The organism is Bacteroides sp. RTP31139st1_H2_RTP31139_211217 (assembly GCF_040227615.1).
In the GTDB taxonomy this organism is placed as follows: Bacteria; Bacteroidota; Bacteroidia; order Bacteroidales; family Bacteroidaceae; genus Bacteroides; species Bacteroides uniformis.
This window is the reverse complement of the sequence record NZ_JBCNZM010000035.1, coordinates 1-24,131: the sequence shown is the minus strand read 5'-3', so window position 1 is coordinate 24,131 and position 24,131 is coordinate 1. Positions and strand designations below refer to the sequence as shown.

Below are 24,131 nucleotides of genomic sequence, written 5' to 3'. Positions count from 1 at the left end.
AAAGGCCGGTACATTTTCCACCTTCATGGAAAGACCGGCGGCGTAGGTATGACCTCCGAAGTTTTCCAGAAGGTCGCGGCAGTATTCAATGGCTTTGTAGACATCGAATCCGGAGACGGAACGGGCAGATCCGGTTGCCATGTCATCCGTACGTGTCAGTACTACTGCCGGCCGGTAATAGATTTCCGTCAGCCGGGAGGCTACGATGCCGATGACGCCTTTATGCCAGTCTTCATTGTACAATACGATGGAACGTCGGTCGGCAAGTCCGTCCAGGTCAGCTACAATCTTGTTGGCCTCCTCGGTCATGGTCTTGTCCAAGTCCTTGCGTGTCTCGTTGTATTGGTTGATTTGTCCGGCTTTCTCCAGGGCAAGAGAGAAATCTTTTTCAGTAAGCAAGTCAACAGCTTCTTTCCCGTTCTGGATACGTCCGGAGGCGTTGATGCGGGGACCTATTTTGAATACAATGTCACTGACGGTGATGTCCTTGTCCGTCAGTCCGCAGACATCAATGATTGCTTTCAGGCCTACGCTGGGATTACTGTTCAACTGCTTCAAACCGTGGTAGGCGAGAATGCGGTTTTCACCCATAATGGGGACAATATCCGATGCGATACTGACGGCGCAGAGGTCCAGTAAAGGGATAAGGTGATGGAACTCGATACCGTTGTTGAGGGCAAATGCCTGCATGAACTTAAAGCCTACACCGCATCCGGACAGATGTTCATAAGGATAGGTGTTGTCTTCCCGTTTGGCATTCAGAATGGCTACAGCAGGGGGCAGTACATCATCGGGGACATGATGGTCGCAGATGATGAAATCAATGCCTTTCTCCTTGGCGTATGTGATTTCTTCGACGGCTTTGATACCGCAGTCCAATACAATAATCAAACCTACACCACTCTCTGCGGCATAGTCTACTCCTTGGATTGAAACTCCATACCCCTCATTGTAACGGTCGGGGATATAGTAGTCGATGTTCGAATAGAACTGTTGAATAAACTTGTAGACCAATGCCACAGCCGTGGTACCGTCTACGTCATAATCTCCATAAACAAGAATGCGCTCTTTCTTTCCCATTGCCTTGTTCAGGCGCTCTACGGCTATATCCATATCCTTCATCAGGAATGGGTCGTATAAGTCCGGTAGTTGGGGGCGGAAAAACTTCCGGGCATCCGCTGCCGTTGTTATTCCCCGCTCCACCAGCAATTTTCCCAATATTGGGCTAATTCCCAATTCTTGGGCCAGTTGTTGGCTTGCTTCTGCCTGTTCGGGTGTAATGGGTTGATAATTCCATTTGTGAGTCATTTTATATATTATTTTTTCTTTTTCTATCTCAAGATGTTGGGGGAGTAGAGGGGGGCAATACGTGCACTTTTCTCCAACAAGGTGTAAAGGTATGAAAAACTCTTGAAACGGAGGTGAATTCTGCGGAAAAACTTTATAAGTATATGTATTCTCCACTAAAAAACTTTATTTTTGTATCCATTAAAAAATATCGCTATGCTTGTTTTTATCTCTTGTGCAAAGACCATGGCAGCGCGCTGCTCTGTTGTCGTGCCCGAAGTCACAGTCCCGAAATTCGAAACGGAGGCTGTGCGGAATGCGTTGGAAATGTCGCAGTATTCAGTATCCGAATTGGAAAGGCTTCTTCGGGTGAATACCAAAATTGCTGCCGAGAACCGTTTGCGTTTTCATGATTTCTGTTCGGAGGAGAATCGTTCGATGCCAGCCGTTTGCGCCTACACGGGAGCTGTTTTTAAACGCATTCTTCCGAAAGATTTTTCAGCGGAGGATTTTCGTTATGCGCAAGAACATCTACGTATCACTTCTTTTCTTTATGGGTTGCTTCGCCCGCTGGACGGTATCAAACCCTATCGTTTGGAAGGAGATGTCCGTTTGCCCGAAAAAGGTGGAATATCCATGTTTGATTATTGGAAGCCTTTGTTGACGGATTACTTCATAGAGGAAATTAAAAACTGTGGCGGTGTTCTCATTAATTTGGCAAGTGCTGAAATGAAAGATTTGTTCGACTGGAAGCGGGTGGAGCAAGAGGTGCGTGTTATTACGCCCGAGTTTCAAGTTTGGAAGGCCGGACAGCCGAAGACTGTCGTTATCTATGCCAAGATGTGTCGCGGAGAGATGACGCGTTTTATTGTCAAGAACCGTCTGGAGTGTCCTGAGGAGTTGAAATCCTTTTCTTGGGAGGGCTTCGTCTGGGATGAGATACGCAGTACGGAGAATGTATGGCATTTTTCGTTAGGTACATTTATGTAATGAAAAGGTACATTACGTTTGGCTCAGATGTTACTATATGTTGCTTTCGATGTTTGCGCAAAATGAAGAACTAAATACGCAATTTAGGATGAGGGAAAAGAATGAACTCTCTACATTTGCATGCAGTAAACTTAAAAGCAATATACTATGAAGAGAAACGGATTAAGAACAGTTGTTGTATTAGCTTTGACCATATTTCTATTGAATGCTCCGGTTTGTGCTACAGCTTCCAGATTGCAGGATACTTGTGCGGAGGCGCGGGATGAGGTTGCACTGCGGCCTGAGTGGATGAGGATTCTCCATGATACGCTTCCTATATGTAAGATTTCTATTCCTGGTTCACACGATAGCGGTAGTATCAAAGGAGGGCATATGTTGAAAACACAAGCAACAGATATTCCTGCTCAATTACGGCAAGGCATCCGTGCTTTCGATATCCGTTTGGAAAAGAAGGGTAATAAACTGGGGGTGTTTCACAGTCATGCCTTTCAGGATATATATTGGGAAGATGATGTTTTACCTGCTTTTATACACTTTCTGCAAACATATCCTTCTGAGACTTTGATTGTTTCCTTGAAAAAGGAAGGGGGAGAATTGCGGGATTATGCTTCTCTGCTGTCCGTTTCTTTAAGCAGCCCTGAGTATCAAAGTTATTTCGTGATGGACTTTCGCCCTGAACTGACGCTGAAAGATTGCCGTGGAAAGATTCTTTTCCTGCATAGGGATCATGCTATGGATAATTATCCTGGAGCAGCATGTGTAGGTTGGGAGGATGACAGTACTTGCCTGCTCACTCTTCGCAATAAAGATGGTAAGGAAGGAGTGGCTTTGCTCGAAGATAAATATCAATATGAATCGGGTGAGGAGGCCGGGAAGAAGGTAGGGGTTTGTGTCCGTAATATTGAAGGGATGTCTGCTGAGCCGGTTTCCTCACGTCGGTGGGGAATTACTTTTGTAAGTGCGACGGGGCTGCCCTTGGGAACCCCTAAAGTCTTTGCTGATAAGGTAAACAAGCCTATTGCTGACTATTTAAAACAAAAGAATAGCCGGAATTGCGGTATTGTTTTTATCGATTTTGTCAGTGAACCTGGAGGAAAAGATTTGGTGGAATATTTGATTGACAGTAATGTTTGCGCAAAATGAAGATTTATATGCGCAATTGGGAATACTGAAAAAAAAGCATTTTCTTAATTTTGCACATGTTGAACACCTTAATGTTATATACTATGAAACTGTCAATAGATTTAGGAGGAACCAATATTCGAATAGCCCAAGTGGAAAAAGGGAACTGCTTGAATAAAGTGTCGGTTCCATGTTTAGCTCAGCAAGATGCTTCTACTGTGCTAAACCAGCTTTCCCAGCTTATTCGGAATATGATGAATGAGCAGGTAGATGGTATCGGTATCGGTGTCCCTTCAATTGTTGATCCGGAGAAAGGAATTGTATATAATGTAGCAAATATATCTTCTTGGAAAGAAATACACTTGAAGGAGATTTTGGAGAACGAATTCAAGGTGGCAGTTGCCATTAATAATGATTCCAACTGTTTCACTTTGGGGGAGAGCCTATACGGCGAAGGAAAATCTTATACCAACATGGTAGGCGTTACTATTGGGACCGGAATTGGAGCTGGCGTTGTCATTGGCCGTCGTTTGTATGGTGGGCAATATATGGGAGCCGGTGAGATAGGCTCATTTCCTTATTTGGACTCTGATTTTGAACACTATTGCAGTAGTTTCTTGTTTAAACGTTATGGCACTACCGGTGCGGTAGTAGCTGAAAAAGCCCAGCAAGGAGAACAAGCTGCATTGGAGATTTGGAAAGAGTTTGGGAGGCATTTGGGTAATCTTATAAAGGCAATTCTTTTTGCCTATGCTCCCCAGGCTATTGTTTTAGGAGGCGGTATTGTATCGGCTTTTCCTTTCTTTAAAAATGCTATGGAACAAACAATGCAAAGTTTTCCCTACAAGATTATATCGGATAATGTGAGTGTGGTGGCTTCGCATCAAAAGGATTCCAGTTTATTGGGTGCTGCCGCTCTTCTTGAGTAATAATCCCTATACGGTTTGATTGAAAATAATAAATATTTTGCAGTTATATTATTTTACGCATAAATAAGGACTGTTAGAGAATTGTTCCTTTTGTAATAACTATGTAATTCTGCTTTCTGACCTTTGTGGCGGAATTATAATTTTCTATATTATAAACTTTAAATTTTGAATGCATGAAACAAGTAAATCTTAGAATCTATCGAACGATTCTGACCCTATTGTTGGGACTGTTCTTGTCGGCAGGTGCTTATGCACAGCAGATTTCTGTGAAAGGAACAGTAAAGGATCAGACTGGCGAACCTGTGATTGGTGCCAATGTGTTAGTAAAGGGGACGACTAATGGAGTGATTACGGACGTTGACGGAAACTTTAATGTTTCGGCCGATAAAAACGGCGTATTGGTAATCAGTTTTGTCGGCTATGTGACTCAGGAAGTACCAGTGGCAGAAAAACAAATGGTAATTGTGCTTAAAGAGGATACAGAACTTCTGGATGAGGTTGTTGTATTAGGGTATGGTGCGAATACACGTAAGCAGGACTTGTCTGCTTCAGTGGGTGTAGTAAGTAATACTGAAGAATTGGCTGCTCGCCCGGTAACTTCTACCGAAGGCATGCTGCAGGGACAGCTGGCAGGTGTTACCATTACGGCCGATGGTGGCGACCCAACTTCTTCTCCTAACATTGTGATTCGTGGTCAAGGCTCACAAGATGGAGACAATGTACTTTGGGTTGTGGACGGTGTTCCCGGTGCACCTATCTCATCCATGAATGATATTGAAAGTATCGTTGTTTTGAAGGATGCTGCTTCTGCTGCTATCTATGGCGCACAGTCTGGTGCAGGTGGTGTTGTGTTGGTAACTACCAAAAAAGCGAAACAAGGTGCTCCTTCGTTGACTTATGACGGCACTTTTGGTATTCGTCAGGCTACCAATTTGATAGAACCACTGAATGCGGAGCAGCAGATTGAGATGCGTAAGATATCTCATCAAAATGCAGGACTTTCGCTTCCAGTCGGTTGGGATGTTACCAAAAATCCATGGATAGGTACGACTCGTACTGATTGGATGGATGAGATTTTCCGCACTGCCTTCTACCAACGTCATAACGTAGCGTTGAATGTAGGTTCTGATAATTTTTCAAATCGTATATCTTTTGCTTACGATAATGATGAAGGTGTTTTGATTAATACTTTCAAGAAGAATCTTACATTACGTTATAATGGTAAAATGCAGCTGAACAAGTGGGTGAGCGTCAGTGAGGATTTTGTATGGCAGAACACTACCCAACGTTCCAAAGCTACGGATAACGATGCTTATACAGGACCTATCCTTTCGGCTATCTACATGCCGGCAAGTGCCACTGTCTATAATCCGTTGGACGGAAGTTATGGTGGTGTGACTACGGAAGATCCTGCCTATATTGAAAAATATGGTTCGAATTTCTCTGATATCCACGGGGATGCTGTAAATCCGGTACGTCTATTGGAAGCAGAGAATTTGTATGACAAGATAAGTGACATATGGAGCACTACCAGCTTGGAGATAGCTAATGTACTTCCTGGATTGAAGTTTACGAGTCGTTTTACTTATAATATGAAGACTAATCATTACAAGAAGTTCAATCCTATTCGTGATGAAGTAGGTAAACCGGCTTTGTCGAATAATCTTCAAGAAACTACTTACCGTAGAGATGCTTGGAAGACGGAAAATACCCTGACTTATGATAAGACATTCGGTGAACATACGGTTGGTGCCTTGTTCTCGACTACGGCAGATCATTCTGAAACGCGTGGACTGGAAGTGACGGGTAAGGATTTTGCGGATGAATCGGAATTTTTACAATACATGGCGTATGCAGGATCAGTGACAGCATCTGACTATTTGACTGGACCTGATGCCAATGTGTCGTTGATTGCCCGTTTGGCTTATTCTTATAATGACCGTTATTTTGCTACTGCATCTTGGCGTCGTGATTATGCTGGACGTTTGCCTAAGGAAAATAACTATGGTGATTTCCCTGCAGTGACCCTTGGATGGAAAATATCTAATGAAAAATTCTTTAAGAAGAGTGATTTTATCAGTTTGCTGAAATTGCGTGCTTCTTGGGGGCGTGTAGGTAATTTGAGCTCTATAGGGCTTAATTATAAGTCTGCTTTGTTGAAGAAAAGCTCGTGGACAGAACAAGCACAATATGGTCCTGAGGCAAATAATATCTGGAATACTTTGATTTACAACGGCTCTGCGTTAAATCCTGATTTGACCTGGGAAACTTCAGAACAGACTGACTTGGGCTTGGATGTTGAGATGTTTAAAAACCGTTTGTCGGTATCATTAGACTATTTTGATAAACGTACTTTCAATTTGATTCAGACACAATCAATGGGGTGGCCTTCTACTATGGGACTCGATGCCATGTTAATCAATCAAGGTGAAGTGCGTAACCGTGGCTTTGAGATTCAAGCTAATTGGAGCGATAAGATTAACAAAAACCTTTCTTATTTCGTATCGGGTAACTTCTCGTATTTAAAGAACTGGGTATCAGATATAGGTGTGAAGGATGCGGATGGCAATCCGGGTTTGTGGCCTAATGATAAAAGGTTCCGTAGCATCCCTTATATGATGCAGAGTACGGAAGGGGAACCTCTGAATTCCTTCTACTTGATTAAGACAGATGGTTTGTTCCAAAGTGATGCAGAAGTTGCCGAGTGGAATGCTAAACATGGAACATATGTGACCAATGATAATGGTGAAAAAGAGTGGGTAGGTATTCAGCCGAATGCCAAGGCTGGTGACTTGAAGTTTGTGGATCATAATGGCGATGGTAAAATTACGGATGCAGACCGTCAGTATATGGGTAGTGCGACTCCGAAGACGACTTTTGCCTTTACATTGGGAATGACGTGGAAAAAACTTTCTTTCAGTGCCATGTTCCAGGGAGTAGGTGGAGCAAAAGCTTTATATGTAGGAAAGTACATGCTGTTGAGTGATGTAGAAGGAAACTTTAACCGTTCCAGCGAGATATTGAATGCTTGGAGTCCTACAAATACCGGTTCTGATATTCCTCGTTTGTCAAAGAATGACCCGAATGGAAACTTTACGACTGCATCTGATTGGTATTTGGAGAATGCTTCTTATCTGCGTTTGAAGAATGTAACCCTTTCTTATGATTTAAGCGATGTATTCCGCAAGTGGTCTCATTTGAATGACCGTAACAGCCGTTTGTCTGTGTACTTCAGTGGTGAAAATCTTGCTACTATCACTGGATATTCTGGTATGGATCCTGAATGTGGTGGCTGGGATGCTTTGAAATATCCGGTATCTCGCGTATTATCTGTTGGTGTAAAATTGACTTACTAATAATTAATAGAGAAGAATGATTATGAAAAAAAATATATTATTTTTTGCGATGTCTGCCACATTGCTTATGAGTTCTTGCAGTGACTTCCTTGATGTGCAACCAGAGGGAGATGCTACTACAACGACTTATTTTACCAATGACCTGCAGGCTATTGATGCTGTAGATGCATTGTATGAAAGATTTCATCAGGAAGCTGTATATGGACGCGAACTGTTTTGGGAACAAGGTGCCGCGTGCGACGTTGTGTGGGGAAAGACCCGTGATTTTCCAACACTTGCTACATTGAAATATACAGGAGACGAATCCCCTTTGCGTACTATTTTTGATACTATGTACAAAGTGATGGCACGTTCCAACTGGGTAATACAAGAGTTGCTTAAGAAAGGGAAAAGCACCACTTTGAGTGATATTGAAAAGAGAAGTCTCGGTGAAGCTTACTTCACTCGTGGATGGGCTCATTTCTTGATCGCTTATCGTTACGGTCTTGATACACAAGGGGTACCTTTTGTCCGTTATGAAGATTTTGAAGGTGGCTATGACAATTCTATTCCTCCTCAGCAAGCTTCGGTCATCGATAATTATAAATTGATTATCTCGGATATGGACAAGGCAATAGAGTATTTGCCCCGTTTTGAAGAGTATGGAGATAATGATAGAGGACGCGCGCACGATGCGGCTGCAGTAGCTTTTAAAGCTAAAGTTTATGCTTATTGGGCAACTTGGGATGCTACACAATGGGGAAATGTAATCAGTATGGTCAATGAACTGGAAACTGCTTACGGACGTGATTTAGCCGGTACTTATGAAGAGTTGTTCTCTTCTGATTTCTCTAAATGGTGGAATAAAGAGTATATTTGGACTATTCCTGGAAATGGTGGCTCTCAAGGTGGCGGTTCGGAGTTTCCGGGAGTTGTCCTTGAGAACAAAGGCTGGGGACAATATAATGGCTGGGGACAGAACAAGCCGTCTTATGATATTTACGAAGAGATGTTGAAAGACGGAGCTGGTAATGACCGTTTGGTTCGTACGGTTTTAGAGTATGGTCAGGAATTTCAATTCTTGGGTGAATCCCGTGCTTTTTATTCAAGCTCGGATATTGAATCCGGTTTTATGATTAATAAATACATGGATCCCTTTAAGTATGAAGATGCAGCCAATAAGGGGTATATCAATACAAACGGAGACTGGCCGACGGTACGTATTAATTTCCCGGTTATCCGTTTTGCAGAAATGTTACTTTTCCGTGCGGAAGCTTATTTGATGACTAATAAAGCGGACTTGGCTACGGCTGATTTGAATCGCATTCGTAAACGTGCCAATGTTGCATTATTGACGGGCACTGCTACTATGGCTGACCTATATCATGAACGCCGTTGTGAATTGGCATTTGAGTTTACAGACCATTTATATGATTTGAAACGCTGGTATCGCTCAGGCAATACTGAAATAAAGGCTTTGGCTGCTGCCGAATTGAATGCCCGTCCGCGCGTACGTCATTATGCCAACCGCCAGGACCCTGCTTCCACATTCGTTGTAGGTGAGTATGAGGATTATACGGATAAGATTGCTTATCAGGATTACATGATCGTATTCCCTTATCCTTCGGTTCAGATTACCAAATCTGATGGTAAGTTAAAACAGAATCCTCATTATGATTGATATTTTCTCTGAAAGAGATAAAATATAAAAAAAGACCTCATTGCCATTGGTCTAATCTGCAGGGGTTGGTATTTTCGGGTATTGATCCTTGCAGATATTTCTTCTTTTTCTTTCATTTGCAAAGGCTATTCATAAAATCATTTTAATATACGGAGAGACGGCATTCCCGACAGTCTGCAGCGCTCTTCAAATATACAGTCTGATGAAATTAAAAACTCTTATATGTGCAACTACTGCCTTTTGGGCTTGCTGCTCTTGTACATCCGGTGAACTATCTCCCGTAGACTATGTAGACCCTTTTATAGATACCGGCTTTCATGGGCATACTTATCCGGGGGCAACCGTTCCGTTCGGGGCGGTACAGTTAAGTCCTGACACGCGTGCCGGAAACTGGGATGCTTGTTCGGGGTATCATTATAATGATACGACTCTAAAAGGTTTTTCACACACACATTTAAGTGGGACCGGATGCATTGATCTTGGGGATATACTGTTTCGTCCTACTACGCTGAAACCGGATTTGACTACGGAAAGCATTTACCAGCCAGCGGCTTTTTCCCATAAAGACGAAGATGCTTCTGCCGGATATTATTCGGTTGTTCTGAAAGAAGAAGGAATAAAAGCTGAATTGACGGTAACGGCACACGCCGGTATGCACCGCTATACGTTTCCTTCCGGCAAAGAAGCATCTATTATTATAGATTTGACTCATTTGCTTGATAACGAATATATTTATGAGGCTGAACTTGAACAGACTGCCGCCAACGAAATAACAGGTATGCGCAGAACCAGGGGATGGACGGACAATCAGTACGTTTATTTTGTAGCCCAGTTCTCGAAACCTTTTCAGACCATAGACTTTATACAGAATAAAAAGATGGTTTCTGCAGGAGTTAAGTTGAACGGTACCGATTTGCAGGCTTGCTTGTCCTTCGATAATAGTAATGGAGAGCCGGTTATAGCCAAAGTTGGATTATCCATTGTCAGTGAAAAGAATGCACGTGAGAATTTGGAAACCGAGGTGATAGGTTTCGATTTTGATGCCGTGCGTAGTGCTGCCCGTTCCGCTTGGGAACAAGCTCTCTCTGCTATTACGGTAAAAGGCGGCAATACGGACGACTTGAAGAATTTCTATACAGCCATGTATCATTCTATGGTTGTACCCAATGTCGTGAGTGATGTCAATGGTGAGTACCGCCGTCATAATATGGAAATTGGGCAATTGCCAAAAGGCAAAGTGCAATATTCTACATTTTCGCTTTGGGATACTTTCCGTGCATGGAATCCGTTGATGACTTTGATTGATACAACTTTGGTCAATAATATGATAAATTCCTTTCTGGACATTTACGAATCTTCGGGTGAACTTCCTATCTGGCCGCTTTCTGCCGGAGAGACGGGAACTATGATTGGTTATCATGCAGTGTCCGTTATAGCAGATGCTTATATGAAGGGTATTAGAGGATTTGACGCGGAAAAGGCGTTGGAAGCTATGGTAGTTTCTTCTGAAAAGAACAAAAAGGGAGCTGATTACTATATTCAGAATGGCTTTATTCCTTCTAATATAAAGAAAGAGTCCATCTCTTGTTTGCTGGAGTTTGCCTATGATGACTGGTGTATTGCACGTATGGCTCAGGAAATGAGTAAGGATGATATTTATCAAAAGTATATTCAACGTTCCCAGAACTATATCAATGTTTTTGATGGTAATACAAAATTCTTCCGCCCCAAGCGGATGGATGGGAACTGGGAAACTCCCTTCAATCCTATTGAGGTAGGTCGTGCCTATACGGAAGCCACAGCCTGGCAGTATCGCTTCTTTGTACCTCACGATGTAAGCGGTATGGCACAACTGTTTGGTGGTAAGAAAGAGTTTATTACCGCACTCGATTCTATCTTTACAGTAGAGTCGGATGTACATGGCGATTTAGTGGATATTACCGGACTGATAGGTCAATATGTTCATGGCAATGAGCCGAGCCATCATATCGCCTATCTGTACGATTACGTCGGACAGCCTTGGAAGACGCAGGAAATGACACGCCATCTGCTCCATGAAATGTACGCTCCTACGCCTGAAGGAATCATTGGTAATGAAGATTGTGGACAGATGTCCGGTTGGTATATATTATCCAGCTTGGGTATTTATTCAGTTTGTCCGGGAAGCAATGAATTTGCACTGACTACTCCTCTATTTGAGAAAGCGGTTGTCAACCTGGCAAATAGAAAGACTTTGACCATCCTTGCCAACAATCCGAAGAAGAATGTCTATATCACAAAAGTAGAATTGAACGGACAACCGATAGATGTAAATTTTATTACTTATGCACAGTTGATGGAAGGTGGAGAACTTCGTTTTACTTTGTCCGATAAGCCGAATATGGAGAGAGGTGTTTCCTCTGAAGCATCCCCTTATTCCTATACTAAAGATGAAGTCGTTTCCATTCCCTATGTGGATAAGGATTTGAACTTGTTTATGGATAAGGTAACGGTTGCATTGGCCACAACAACCAAGGATGCCGAAATCAGATATACATTGGATGGCAGCGAGCCCACAGAGCAGTCGGCATTGTACGAGCAGCCTTTTGAACTGGACAAGACCACTTTAATAAAAGCCAAAGGATTCAAGGAAGGTCTCCGCTCAAGCAGAACATTATCCATATCGGCAACGAAAGCTGAATTGAAGGCTGCTCTTTCTGTAAATCCTACTCAGAATGGTACATCTTATAAGTACTTTGAAGGCACTTACCAGAAAGTGGCTGATGTAGAAAAGTCACCGTTGCTGGAGTCTGGTGTCATGCCCGAACCTTCTATTAAGGGTGCTAAGCAGGAGGATCATTTCGGTTATATCTTTTCTGGATTGATAAATGTTCCCGAAGATGGGGTCTATACTTTCCAGACCCGTTCGGACGATGGCAGTGTCTTGTACATTCACGATGAGCAGGTAGTCAATAATGATGCTTCCCATGCTGCAATTCCTGCTACCGGAATGGTCGCGCTGAAGAAAGGTTTTCATCCTTACAAGCTCTATTACTTTGAAGATTATGAAGGTGAGTATTTGAGCTGGGCTTGGAAACTGCCTTCTGCCGAGAAGTTGGCACCCATCCCTGCATCGGCTTTATTTGTGAAATAATAGTTTAATATATATGCTATGAGAAAGTTATTTTTGTTATTTTTACCTTTGTTCGCTGCATCATGCGGACAGGTGAAGCAGCAGGCACCTGCACCAGAGCCCGTTAATGTCATGAGTTTCAATATTCGCTATGACAATCTGGAAGATAGCTTGGACAACTGGCAATACCGTAAAGACCGCGCGGCAAATGCCATCCGTTTTTATGATGTGGATATATTGGGTACGCAAGAAGTACTTCATAATCAGTTGGAAGACCTTAAACAACGATTGCCGGAATACGGAGTCATCGGTGTAGGTCGTGAAGATGGAAAGGAAAAGGGTGAATATAGTGCACTCTGGTATAAGAAAGATCGTTTCAACTTGCTGGATTCTGGCTATTTCTGGTTGAGCGAGACTCCTGAAGTTGCCGGTTCCAAGGGCTGGGATGGAGCTTGTGAGCGTATCGCTTCATGGGCAAAACTGCAAGATAAAGTAAGTGGCAAGGAGTTCTTCGCATTGAATACCCACTTGGATCATGTAGGTGTTGCTGCACGTCGTGAAGGTATAAGCCTTATGCTGGATAAAGTAAATGAGTTGAGTGGTAACTTACCCGTAGTAGTAACGGGCGACTTTAATGCTAGTCCGGAATCGGATGTCATCAAACACGTGACTGACCCTTCCAATCCGGAACACTTGACAGATGCACGCCAGGCATCGGCAATTGTTTATGGTCCGGCATGGAGTTTCCATGATTTCGGAAAGATTCCTTACGATAAACGTCCGCTGATTGATTACGTTTTTGTACGTAATGGACTGAAAGTTTTGAGGTATGGTGTATTGGCTGAAACAGAGAATAATGCTTTCCTCTCCGACCATGCCCCTATTTTAGTAACAGTTGAATAATAAAACAATAATTATGACTAAGATATTAAGAATATGTATCGTTATGCTCTTGGCAGTCTTGCTACTGCCGGTAGAGTTATCGGCACAAAGCCGCCGTGATAAAGAACAGACCTATGTTTTGGACCAACCTTATGAGGTGACAAAGATTACCCCTCCCCAGGGCAAGAAGATAAAGAATGTCATCTTGATGATTGGTGATGGCATGAGTCTTATGCACGTATATTCTGCCTGGACAGCCAATCGAGGCAAGTTGTTTTTGGATAACTGCCAGGTAGTGGGTTTGTCTAAAACCTATTGTGCCAACAAGCTGATTACAGACTCGGGAGCGGGTGGAACAGCCATAGCTACGGGGCAGAAGACAAACTATCATTCTGTGGGTGTAGATACCGAAGGACGTCCTTTGAAATCATTGGTAGACCTGGCTGCTGCTAAAGGTAAATCGACCGGTATAGCGGTGACTTGCCGTCTGTGGGATGCCACTCCTGCTGATTTTTGTTGCCATAACAAGGATAGGGATGCGGAAGCTGAAATCGTAGCAGATTACGTTAATTGCAGTGCCGATTATGTATTCGGTGGAGGTGCCAAGCTTTTCGAAAACCGTGAAGATGGACGTGACTTGTTTAAGGAACTACGCGATAAAGGATTTCAGACTCCTCGCAGTTGGGATGAATTGGCTGGCATAAAGAGTGGTAAGGTATTTGCCGTACCTTATCCCGTCGATACTCCTCTTCCTGCTGAACGTGGCGACCTTTTGGCACGTGCTTCATTGAAAGGTATCGAATTGCTGGACCAAAATAAAAACGGTTTCTTTATGATGATAGAAGGTTCGCAGCTGGATGACTACGGACACTTCAATGACATTGATTTGCTGATGCAGGAAACACATGACTTTGACCGTACCGTTGGTGCTATTTATGAGTGGGCTGCCAAGGATGGAGAGACATTAGTTGTAGTTACCGCAGACCATGAAACCGGTGGACTTACGCTGGTGGACGGTGACCTGGCAGAAGGCAAAATCGTATGTAAATTTTCAACAGGAGGTCATAGCGGTGTAATGGTGCCGGTATATGCTTTCGGTCCCGGTGCAGAGGAGTTTACCGGAATCTTTGAGAATACTGCTATCTTTGATAAGATAAAGAAATTGCTTAATTTGTAAATCTATAAATACCTATTTCCCATGTTGAAACACATTTTATTGGTAGGCTTGCTTTCTTTCTCCGCCCTCCCTTTACTGAAAGCTCAAAGCTGTGGCAATGATGAGAAGTATCATCTGCCTTACAAGAATACATATGTAAAGGAACCATTGGTCACCGAAAATGAGTATCGTGTGGCAAAGCCTGAGACGATTGTGCCGAAGAGCTTCGAAGAAGCCCGGCAAATTCTTCCCAACCCCATTTGGGGTGGACATGACAAGGAACTTGAAATGTATTGGAAGGCATGGGAAATAGCTATCGGCAATATTCGTGCTCCTCAAGCAGGCTCGGGTTTTGTCTCAAGCTATTTGGATACAGCTTATAATGGTAATATCTTTATGTGGGATTCCTCTTTCATTCTGATGTTTGCCCGTTATGGTACTCGTTTCTTTCCTTTCCAGAATACGCTGAACAACTTTTACGCCAAGCAGCATCCCGACGGTTTCATTTGCCGTGAAATAAAGGCGGATGGTGCCGATTGCTTTGAACGCTATGATCCGGTGAGTACCGGACCGAATTTGATGCCTTGGTGTGAGATGGTCTATTTCCATCAGTTTGGTGATACGGAACGCCTGCACAAGATATTTCCGGTACTTTGTGCTTATTATAAGTGGTTGAAATTGAACCATACTTGGAGAAATGGAACCTACTGGTCAAGCGGATGGGGGACCGGCATGGATAATATGCCCCGTGTTCCGTCGGAATACAGCCCTATCTACAGTCACGGGCATATGATTTGGTTAGATACAAACCTACAGCAATTATTTACTGCCAATTTACTACTTGAGATGGGCTTTTATCTGGAACGTTGGCAAGAGATAGAAGAGTTTGAAGACGAAGCCAAAATGCTGGGAAAATATATCCATGACAATCTTTGGGATGAAAAGACCGGTTTCCTTTATGACCAGTATGCTGACGGTACGCTCTGTACAACCAAGGGAATAGGTGCCTATTGGGCTCTGTTTACTGATGTATTGGATTCTGTACAGTTGGACCGCATGGTGAAGGAATTGGATAATCCTGCCACATTCAACCGGAAACACCGTATTCCTTCTTTGTCTGCCGATAATCCCAAGTACAAGGAGAATGGCCGTTATTGGCAGGGTGGCGTATGGCCGGGAACTAATTACATGGTGATGCAGGGCCTTGTGCAGAAAGGTTATGGTAAACTGGCACGGGAGATTTGTTTGAATCATTATGCCCAGGTGTTTGAGGTCTATAAGAAGACTGGAACTTTTTGGGAATATTATGCTCCGGAAAGTGCTGAGCCGGGATTTATGGCAAGGGATAATTTTGTGGGTTGGGCAGGACTTCCTCCTATTGCTGAATTGATAGAATTTATTATCGGTATTCGGGGAGATTATGCCAAAAAGCAGATTATCTGGGATATGAATTTGACGGAGATTAACGGCATAGAACGCTATCCTTTTGGTCCCGAAGGGCTTATCTCCTTAAAAGCTGAAGCACGCCGTTCTGCAAGTGATGAACCTCGTATTACAGTAGATTCCAATATCGATTTTGAACTGTGTGTACTCTATGGTGGAAAAGAGAAAAAGATAAATGTGACATCCGGTAAGCATACCTATTAAAGAAGAAATCAATCATGAAAAACAATATGTCAAGACGCCAATTTCTGAAGACTGGCGGGCTTGCCTTGGCTGCAATGACCTTTCAGCCCGCTTCCGTATTATCTTCATCCGGGACTTTCAGCCAGAGATATGTTTCGTTGCGTCCTTCTGCAAGCAAAAGGAACTTCATTTCGAAGGCAGTAGATGCTGCTATTGAAGAAGCAAAGCCTAAAATAAAGGACGAGAAGTTGCGTTGGATGTTCGAGAACTGTTTTCCCAATACGCTTGACACTACTGTCAGATATAGAGTGAAGAATGGCAGACCAGATACTTTCGTCATTACAGGTGATATAGATGCCATGTGGCTGCGCGACTCTTCAGCGCAAGTATGGCCCTATCTGCCGTTGATGAAGAAAGATAAGGACTTGCAGTTGATGGTGGCAGGACTTGTCAACAGACAGACTGAATGTATCTTGATAGACCCGTATGCCAATGCCTTCAACGACGGGCCGTTGGGCAGCTATTGGGAAACCGACCATACACAACATATGGTTAAGGAACTGCATGAACGCAAATGGGAGATAGATTCTTTGTGCTATCCCATTCGTCTGGCTTATCATTATTGGCAATACACGGAAGACACGTCTGTGTTCGATGAAAATTGGCATAAAGCTATGCTGCTGGTGGTCAAGACCTTTAAAGAGCAACAGAGGAAACAAGGCTTAGGACCTTATAGCTTTACGCGCGATTGCGACCGCTCTACAGATTCGCAGATTAACAACGGATGGGGAGCACCGGTAAAGCCGGTCGGCTTAATCGTTTCTTCTTTCCGTCCGTCAGATGATGCTACACAATACGGTTTTCTGATTCCTGCTAATATGTTTGCGGTTGTGTCATTGCGCCAATTGGCTGAGATAGAGGATAAAGTTTATGGAAACAAGGACTTCTCCGGAGAATGTATAACATTGGCAGATGAAGTGGATGCAGCTATCCGTAGGTATGGTACTTTCAATCATCCGGTTTGTGGACGTATTTATGCCTTTGAGGTCGACGGTTTTGGTAACGCGCTTTGTATGGACGATGCCAATGTACCCAGTTTGCTGGCTGCGCCTTATCTGGGTTATTGTTCTTTTAAAGATGCGATTTATCAGAATACCCGTAAAATGATATGGAGCGGCAATAATCCTTATTTCTTTAAAGGAAAAGCCGGTGAAGGGGTAGGAGGCCCTCATGTGGGATTGAATTATATCTGGCCGATGAGCATCATTATGAAGGCTTTTACAACGGATGATTCCGAAGAAATACGTGCTTGTCTGAAGCAACTTCGTGATACGGATGGAGGGACGGGCTTTATGCATGAGTCTTTCCATTCGGAGGATGCCGCGGACTTTACTCGTTCCTGGTTTGCCTGGACAAATACTTTGTTCGGTGAACTGATACTGAATACAATCAAGGAATATCCCAACTTATTATCCCAAATACTATGAAGATAAGATATTGGTTACTGGCTATGTCATTCATTTTTCTCTCTTGTGGGAGAGTGGCTGATGATGTAGCGGCAAACTATGGTATTATACCCATGCCGAATGAACTTGCTCCAATGCAGGGAGTGTATGTCCTGCAAGGGGAAAAAACAGTGGCTGTCCCTTCCGGGGAAGCCGCGATGAAAGTTTTTCATTATTTGGAGGATGCGTTGAAAAACACTTCTGTAACGCTGAAGGGTATTTCGGAAACGGGAAAGGCCGATATTTGCTTATCTATAGATAATTCCTTGCCCGATGAGGCCTATACATTGGAGGTTTCTTCCGATAGGATAAATATATCTTCCAATGAAACTGCCGCCGGATTTTTTTATGGTGTCCAGTCTTTGCTGCAGCTCATGCCGGCAGCCATTTATGATGGTGACCGGAAATACGAAGGAAAGATTAGGATTCCTGCTGTCAGCATTACGGATGCTCCCCGTTTCCCTCATCGTGGGGCTATGATGGATGTAGGACGTAATTTTCTGCCCAAAGAGGAAGTGCTGAAGTTTCTTGATTTGATGGCATTCTATAAATTGAATAAATTCCATTTTCATCTGACAGATGACCAAGGATGGAGAATAGAAATAAAGAAATACCCGAAACTGACTGAAATAGGTTCTTATCGTAAACAGACTCAGATAGGACACTCTGATTATTATTTTCCACGGCGTTACGATGGAAAAGAAAAGAGAGGCTATTATACGCAGGAAGAAATAAAGGAAATTGTGAAGTACGCATCCGACCGTTTCATTACGGTCATTCCCGAAATAGAAATGCCGGGACATGCATCCGCAGCATTGGCTTCCTATCCGGAACTTTCTTGCGGATTGGGAAAGACTTATGTGGTGCGTGATTATTTTGATGTTTTTGATGAGGTCTATTGTCCCAAAGAGCATACATTTGAATTTTTACAAAATGTGCTGACCGAAGTTATGGAACTCTTCCCCAGCCATTATATCCACATTGGTGGAGATGAGTGTCCCAAGAAAGCATGGAAGAAGTGTGTCCATTGCCAGCATTTGATGAAGCGGGAAGGTCTGCCCAACGAAGAAGCTCTGCAAAGTTGGTTTATCCATCGGATTGAGCAATTTGTGAACAGTAAAGGGCGTGACATCATCGGGTGGGATGAGATTCTGGAAGGAGGGCTTGCTCCTAATGCTACCGTCATGTCATGGCGTGGCGAAAAAGGAGGTATCGAAGCGGCTCACCAACGGCATAAAGTCATTATGACACCCGGCAAAAAGTGTTATTTGGATTACTACCAGGAAAGTCCGGAATTTGCCCCGTTGGCTATCGGCGGTTTTCTTCCGTTGGATACGGTGTACAATTATAACCCGCTTCCTGCTGAACTGACTCCGGAAGAACAAGCTTATATAATAGGTGTACAAGCCAATATCTGGGGAGAGTACATACAGACTCCCGAGTATTTTGAATATATGGCTTTCCCTCGTTTGCTGGCTATGTCAGAGGTGCAATGGACACAGCCGGAACATAAGGACTTCGGGTCGTTTGCCCGTAGGCTGGATAAGGAGTTTGAACGATTGGATTATTGCGGAGTGAATGCTTGCCGCAACTTCTATGAAGTCAATCAGGCTGGTGCGTGGAACAAGTCGCAGCAGACTTATGAGGTGACTTTGAACACCTTCTGTCCGGATGCCGATATTTACTATGCGGTAAATGATTCAACGGTCAACACTTCATCTTCCCTTTATGAGACTCCGATACCGTTGGACGAGGATGCAACTATTTATTCGGCAGTTTACAGAAGCGGTAAGCCGCTAGGGAAAGTGACCCGCAAGAGTTTTGCTGTAAACAAGGCAACCGGATGTGACTATACTTGTAATCCTGAAGCAGGATGGGAACACTTGAATAAAGGCTTCGGGCTGACTGATGGACGACGTGGCTATGCCCGCGACATGCGTCGCTGGATTAGCTTCTACCAGGATACTGTACAGATTGTAGTGGAACTGAAGAAACCTCAAAAAGTCAAGGAAGTGGCCTTTTCTTCTTTATGGCGGCCGGTAAATGAGATATGGCCGGCAAGGGCGATGAGTGTTTCTGTTTCAATGGATGGTCAGACTTTTATTCCGGTGGGCACTAAACGGCTGACTTATGATTTTAGCTTGACGGAAGGCACCCGTTTTCCGGCATCTCTTTCATTTGCCGAAACGGAAGCTACATTTGTCCGCTTGGAATTATTGAGTGGTGGCTTGTGCCCGAAAGGATATTTTCATGAAGGGTTGCAGAGTGAGTTGGCAATAGATGAAATAGAAATATATTAATCTCAAGAAATTATGAAGAAAATAGTTGTTCTTTTAGTTGTACTGTTGGGCTGTATGCCGGTAACGGCTTTTGCGCAGAAGCAATTCTTTTTTAAGGATGGCAGGTTTGTAGTAGCACAGTTTACAGATTTGCACTGGATGCCGGGTTCTGCAAAGTGTGCCGAAACGGCAGCTACTATCCGTGCTGTCCTGGCAGCCGAACATCCGGACATTGCTATACTGAGTGGGGATGTGGTGACCGATGACCCTGCTATGGATGGATGGAAAAGTGTAGTGGATATTTTCAATGAAGCCAAGATGCCTTTTGTGGTGATGATGGGAAACCATGATGCAGAATACTTGACGCGCAATGAAATCTATGATTTCCTCTTGAAGTCTCCCTACTATGTGGGGGCAAAAGGCCCTGAAGATATTATGGGATGTGGTAATTGTGTGATTTCTATTTATAGTCCGGAGAAGAAGGACCAGGTAGAGGCATTGCTCTATTGCATGGATTCCAACGACTATCAGCCTAATAAAATCTATGGTGCTTACGACTGGATTCATTTCGACCAAATAGAATGGTACAGAAAGCAAAGTAAACACTTTGCAGAGAAGAACGGTGGTAATCCCGTTCCTGCTTTGGCCTTTTTCCATATTCCGCTGATTGAATACAACGAAATCAGAGGTGACGGGAAAACTTATGGCAATGACAAAGAAGGTGGAGTTGCCTCTGCTAATATCAATTCTGGTATGTTTGCTTCCTTCCTTGACATGAGGGATGTAATGGGAGTATTTGTAGGACATGACCATGATAACGATTTTATAGGAATAGATAAAGGTATTGCATTGGGATACGGACGGGTGACCGGTGCGGATGCGTATGGAGAGTTGACGAGAGGAGCCCGTATCATTGAACTGTACGAAGACCAATTCAAATTTGACACATGGATTTCCACTCCTTCGGGAAGGGAGGCTGCCTACTATTACCCTTCAGGTCTGAATTCGGATGAGGAGCAGAGTATGGCTTATTTGCCGGCTACGGGAACTTCTCCCAAGAAGCAGGGCGTGGCATATACCTATTATGAAGGCAAATGTAAACGTGTTGCCGATATTGCCGCCTGCAATAAAGTGAAGGAAGGGGTGATGAAGAACTTCTCGATTGAAGAAGTAGCCGTCCCTGATCATTTTGCTTATGATTTCCGTACGTTGGTGAAAATTCCAGAAAGGGGAGTATACCGTTTCTATACTTTTTCCGATGATGGTTCTAAACTATACATAGACGGTAAATTGATTGTTGATAACGACGGTGGACACAGCGGACGCCGTGCCGAAGGGAAAGTCGCTCTCGAAGCAGGGTACCACGAGTTGCATCTGCTGTATTTCGAAGATTACATGGGCCAGGAATTGGAAGTCGGGTATTCGGGACGGAATGTTCTGGAAACCGTGTTACCTGATACCATGTTGTTTGTACCGGATTAAATCAGCGCTGGTAACTCTTTGTCTGGTACTCTTTCCGATATTCATTGGGAGAGACTTTCTTCAAAGCTTTGAATTGGCGGGACAAGTTTTTCAGATTGTTTATTCCGACTTGTTCCGCCACATCTGCAATCGGAGCATCACTGGCCAACAGCAATTGGGCAAAACGTTCCATCCTAAGGTTGAAGATGTATTTGTGGATGGATTGCTGAGTGACTTGCTTGAAACGAATCTCCAATAAACGGCGTGATAATGGTACTTGTTTCACTATATCCGATACGGTGATATCAGCCGCTATATTCTGATGGATATATTTCAGAGCGGTTTGGATATGGGCATCGGTGGTAGAATAGAAGTCGGTTGAAAGCCGGTTGATTATATTAACTGGTTGGAGCACTACGTCCTGATAAGTGGCCTCCTCATCATTCAATAGATGTTCTATGAGGGCAGCTGCCTCAAATCCGCCTCTTACAATGTTTTGGCTGATACTGGATAGGGGAGGGTCTGAAAGATTGCATATAATCTCATCATTGTCGACTCCTAATATTGCTATCTTGTCGGGCACTCTGATGTTGTTGACTTTACAGATTTCCGTAATGCGGTTACCTTGATTGTCATCGCAAGCCATGAGTGCCGTAGGTTGTGGCAATGACTTTAACCAGTTGAGCAGGGGCGGTGCTTCATAAAACCATAAGTCATCAAGGGATTGGTCCTGATAAGAATAGAAATTGTTTCCAAACCCTTGGGCTGCTATACATTCATAGAAACCCTCGCAACGTTCTTGTGACCATACCGTATCGCGATAACCATAGAATGCGAAGTTCTGAAAGCCTTTACTCAGAAAAAACTCTGCTGCCATTCTGCCGGTCTTGCGGTAATCGCCGGTGATGTTTGGAATATTGCTGAACCTTGATTTATAATCCTGGGCCAATGCGATAATTCCGTTTTCACGGAATAGCTCCACGTTGTCATCATTGTCAAATCTGCCGATGATTGCATCTGCATGCCATGTCTTTGCCCATTTCAAGACTCCTTCTATACCATGACTGTTTTTGTAGGAGGGTGGCATACGGCATACTACCCATGGCTCATGGCTTTTGGAATAGGCCAATACCCCCTTTAGCAGATTGTACGAAAAGGACTCTGTAAAATCGGTCAATAATATCAATCGAATCATAGCAGTTGACTAAATGTAACTGATTGTTACTTATACAAATGTTAGCTTAATTGACAAATATAGGATTTTATTTCTTTTTCTTCAAATCTTTTCCCTCATATTTGCAGATTGCTTCAATCCATTTTTCTTCCAGTGGCTTGGACTCGTGTTTGGCGAGGTCGAAGGCTACCATGACGGAGGTACATACGCATTTTACTTCTTGGGTTTCCGTATCAATGACCCGTTGGGCGAGGTGGAAGCTTTTGGTTCCTATCTCAGTGACGGCAGTTTGCACGGCGATATGGTCCGAACCATAAATCTGTGCGAGGAAGTTTGCTTCAATATGGACGACAACGATACCATCCTTTTCCCAATCTACATCCGGGCATACGGAAGCGAAATATTCCGTTTTTCCTAAATCATAAAAAGAGAAGTAAACAGTGTTGTTTACATGGCCGAATTTGTCGACGTCATTGAAGCGTAGTTGTATGGGCAGGGTGTGGTTAAATTGAATTTCTTCCATTGTTTTCTCTTAAACTTTGTTTATAATCGCTGCAAAAATACTATTTTTGCGTGTTAATCCGTGAACTTATATATCAAGAAATGATAGAAGACATCAAAAAAGCCTGCCAGGTAATGAGCGAGGGCGGGGTAATTCTGTATCCGACAGATACGATTTGGGGTATAGGTTGTGACGCTACCAATGAAGAAGCGGTGCGCCGTGTATATGAAATCAAGCAACGCTCTGACAGTAAGGCGATGCTGGTATTGGTAGATTCTCCGGTAAAGGTGGATTTCTATGTGCAGGATGTTCCGGAGGTTGCCTGGGATTTGATAGAACTGGCTGACAAGCCCCTTACCATAATTTATTCCGGAGCGCGTAATCTGGCTCCTAACTTGCTTGCCGAAGATGGTAGTGTAGGTATCCGTGTCACCAGTGAGGCATTTTCAAAACGGCTTTGTCAGCAGTTCCGCAAGGCGATAGTCTCTACTTCTGCCAATGTCAGCGGGCAACCGTCTCCCGGTAACTTCAGTGAAATAAGTGAAGACATCAAGTCTGCGGTGGATTATATAGTAGGATACCGCCAGGAGGAAACGGGACGCCCGAAACCGTCCAGTATCATCAAGTTGGGCAAGGGCGGAGTCATTAAGATTATTCGCGAATAAAAGGAAAAATGGCAGAGGACAAGAGGAGTTTGTTGCAGCGCTTCATCATATGGCGCGAAAAGAATATCAAGGAAAAGCGGTTCATACTGATTCTCAGTTTTCTTGTAGGTATCTTTACGGCATTCGCCGCACTGATACTGAAAGTCATCATACACTGGATACAGAACTTCCTGACGGATAATTTCAATGCGACGGAAGCCAACTACCTTTATCTGGTCTATCCGGTAGTGGGTATCTTCCTGACCGGATTGTTTGTCCGCTACGTGGTGAAGGACGACATCAGTCATGGTGTTACCAAAATCCTATACGCCATCTCGCGGCGGCAGGGACGCATCAAACGGCATAACACTTGGTCGTCCATCATAGCCAGTTCCATTACCATCGGTTTCGGTGGTTCGGTCGGGGCAGAGGCGCCTATTGTGCTG

At 43.7% G+C, this 24,131-nt stretch carries 17 protein-coding genes; 14 read left to right on the top strand and 3 right to left on the bottom strand.

From position 1 onward, the window contains the following. Positions 1-1,308: single-stranded-DNA-specific exonuclease RecJ (gene recJ, locus ABUA47_RS08030; protein WP_349831510.1), on the bottom strand; the 1,308-nt coding region annotated here is incomplete at its 3' end. Positions 1,309-1,503: 195 nt separating this feature from the next. Here recJ and yaaA point away from each other — a divergent pair. The 12 genes from yaaA (at position 1,504) to ABUA47_RS07970 (ending at position 21,386) form a co-directional block, all read left to right on the top strand. Continuing rightward, entirely contained in the window at positions 1,504-2,277 is a 774-nt protein-coding gene (gene yaaA, locus ABUA47_RS08025; protein WP_005830017.1) for a peroxide stress protein YaaA, read from the top strand. Positions 2,278-2,424: 147 nt separating this feature from the next. Then, entirely contained in the window at positions 2,425-3,420 is a 996-nt protein-coding gene (locus ABUA47_RS08020; RefSeq protein WP_005833330.1) for a phosphatidylinositol-specific phospholipase C, read from the top strand. A gap of 83 nt (positions 3,421-3,503) precedes the next feature. Then, a complete protein-coding gene (locus ABUA47_RS08015; protein ID WP_005833328.1) occupies positions 3,504-4,328 on the top strand; it encodes an ROK family protein in 825 nt (274 codons plus the stop codon). Positions 4,329-4,501: 173 nt separating this feature from the next. Next, positions 4,502-7,684 carry a SusC/RagA family TonB-linked outer membrane protein gene (locus ABUA47_RS08010; RefSeq protein ID WP_005833326.1) on the top strand — a complete coding sequence of 1,061 codons (3,183 nt, stop codon included), beginning with the start codon at positions 4,502-4,504 and terminating at the stop codon, positions 7,682-7,684. 22 nt (positions 7,685-7,706) lie between these two features. Next, entirely contained in the window at positions 7,707-9,344 is a 1,638-nt protein-coding gene (locus ABUA47_RS08005; RefSeq protein ID WP_005833325.1) for a RagB/SusD family nutrient uptake outer membrane protein, read from the top strand. Between the two features lie 202 nt (positions 9,345-9,546). Then, positions 9,547-12,477, top strand: a complete 2,931-nt coding sequence (locus ABUA47_RS08000; protein WP_349829745.1) for a GH92 family glycosyl hydrolase — start codon at positions 9,547-9,549, stop codon at positions 12,475-12,477. A gap of 18 nt (positions 12,478-12,495) precedes the next feature. Next, a complete protein-coding gene (locus ABUA47_RS07995) occupies positions 12,496-13,359 on the top strand; it encodes an endonuclease/exonuclease/phosphatase family protein (protein WP_009037893.1) in 864 nt (287 codons plus the stop codon). Between the two features lie 13 nt (positions 13,360-13,372). Continuing rightward, positions 13,373-14,515 (top strand): alkaline phosphatase, encoded by a 1,143-nt coding sequence (locus ABUA47_RS07990; protein WP_009037894.1) that lies wholly within the window; start codon positions 13,373-13,375, stop codon positions 14,513-14,515. A 21-nt stretch (positions 14,516-14,536) separates the two neighbouring features. After that, positions 14,537-16,141 carry an MGH1-like glycoside hydrolase domain-containing protein gene (locus ABUA47_RS07985; RefSeq protein WP_009037895.1) on the top strand — a complete coding sequence of 535 codons (1,605 nt, stop codon included), beginning with the start codon at positions 14,537-14,539 and terminating at the stop codon, positions 16,139-16,141. A gap of 14 nt (positions 16,142-16,155) precedes the next feature. Then, positions 16,156-17,607: a glycoside hydrolase family 125 protein gene (locus ABUA47_RS07980; protein ID WP_009037896.1), complete on the top strand. Its 1,452-nt coding sequence runs from the start codon at positions 16,156-16,158 to the stop codon at positions 17,605-17,607. Continuing rightward, positions 17,604-19,925, top strand: a complete 2,322-nt coding sequence (locus ABUA47_RS07975) for a glycoside hydrolase family 20 protein (protein ID WP_117945567.1) — start codon at positions 17,604-17,606, stop codon at positions 19,923-19,925. Before ABUA47_RS07980 ends, ABUA47_RS07975 begins: the two co-directional genes overlap by 4 nt. A 12-nt stretch (positions 19,926-19,937) precedes the next feature. After that, the gene (locus ABUA47_RS07970; RefSeq protein ID WP_005830044.1) at positions 19,938-21,386 is read left to right on the top strand and encodes a PA14 domain-containing protein; all 1,449 of its coding nucleotides are present in this window, start codon (positions 19,938-19,940) and stop codon (positions 21,384-21,386) included. 1 nt (position 21,387) lies between these two features. On the opposite strand, the gene ABUA47_RS07965 is transcribed toward ABUA47_RS07970, so the two are convergent. Both ABUA47_RS07965 and ABUA47_RS07960 read right to left on the bottom strand, forming a co-directional pair. Further along, a complete protein-coding gene (locus tag ABUA47_RS07965) occupies positions 21,388-22,560 on the bottom strand; it encodes a xylose operon transcription regulator XylR (protein WP_005830046.1) in 1,173 nt (390 codons plus the stop codon). 67 nt (positions 22,561-22,627) lie between these two features. Continuing rightward, entirely contained in the window at positions 22,628-23,062 is a 435-nt protein-coding gene (locus ABUA47_RS07960) for an acyl-CoA thioesterase (protein ID WP_005830048.1), read from the bottom strand. Between the two features lie 80 nt (positions 23,063-23,142). On the opposite strand from ABUA47_RS07960, the gene ABUA47_RS07955 reads away from it, so the two are divergent. Together ABUA47_RS07955 and ABUA47_RS07950 are read left to right on the top strand one after the other, a co-directional pair. Beyond that, complete coding sequence (locus tag ABUA47_RS07955) at positions 23,143-23,706, top strand: L-threonylcarbamoyladenylate synthase (RefSeq protein ID WP_005830050.1); 564 nt, start codon at positions 23,143-23,145, stop codon at positions 23,704-23,706. 8 nt (positions 23,707-23,714) lie between these two features. Further along, positions 23,715-24,131 (top strand): chloride channel protein (locus ABUA47_RS07950; RefSeq protein ID WP_349831509.1); only part of this gene is annotated, 417 nt, incomplete at its 3' end.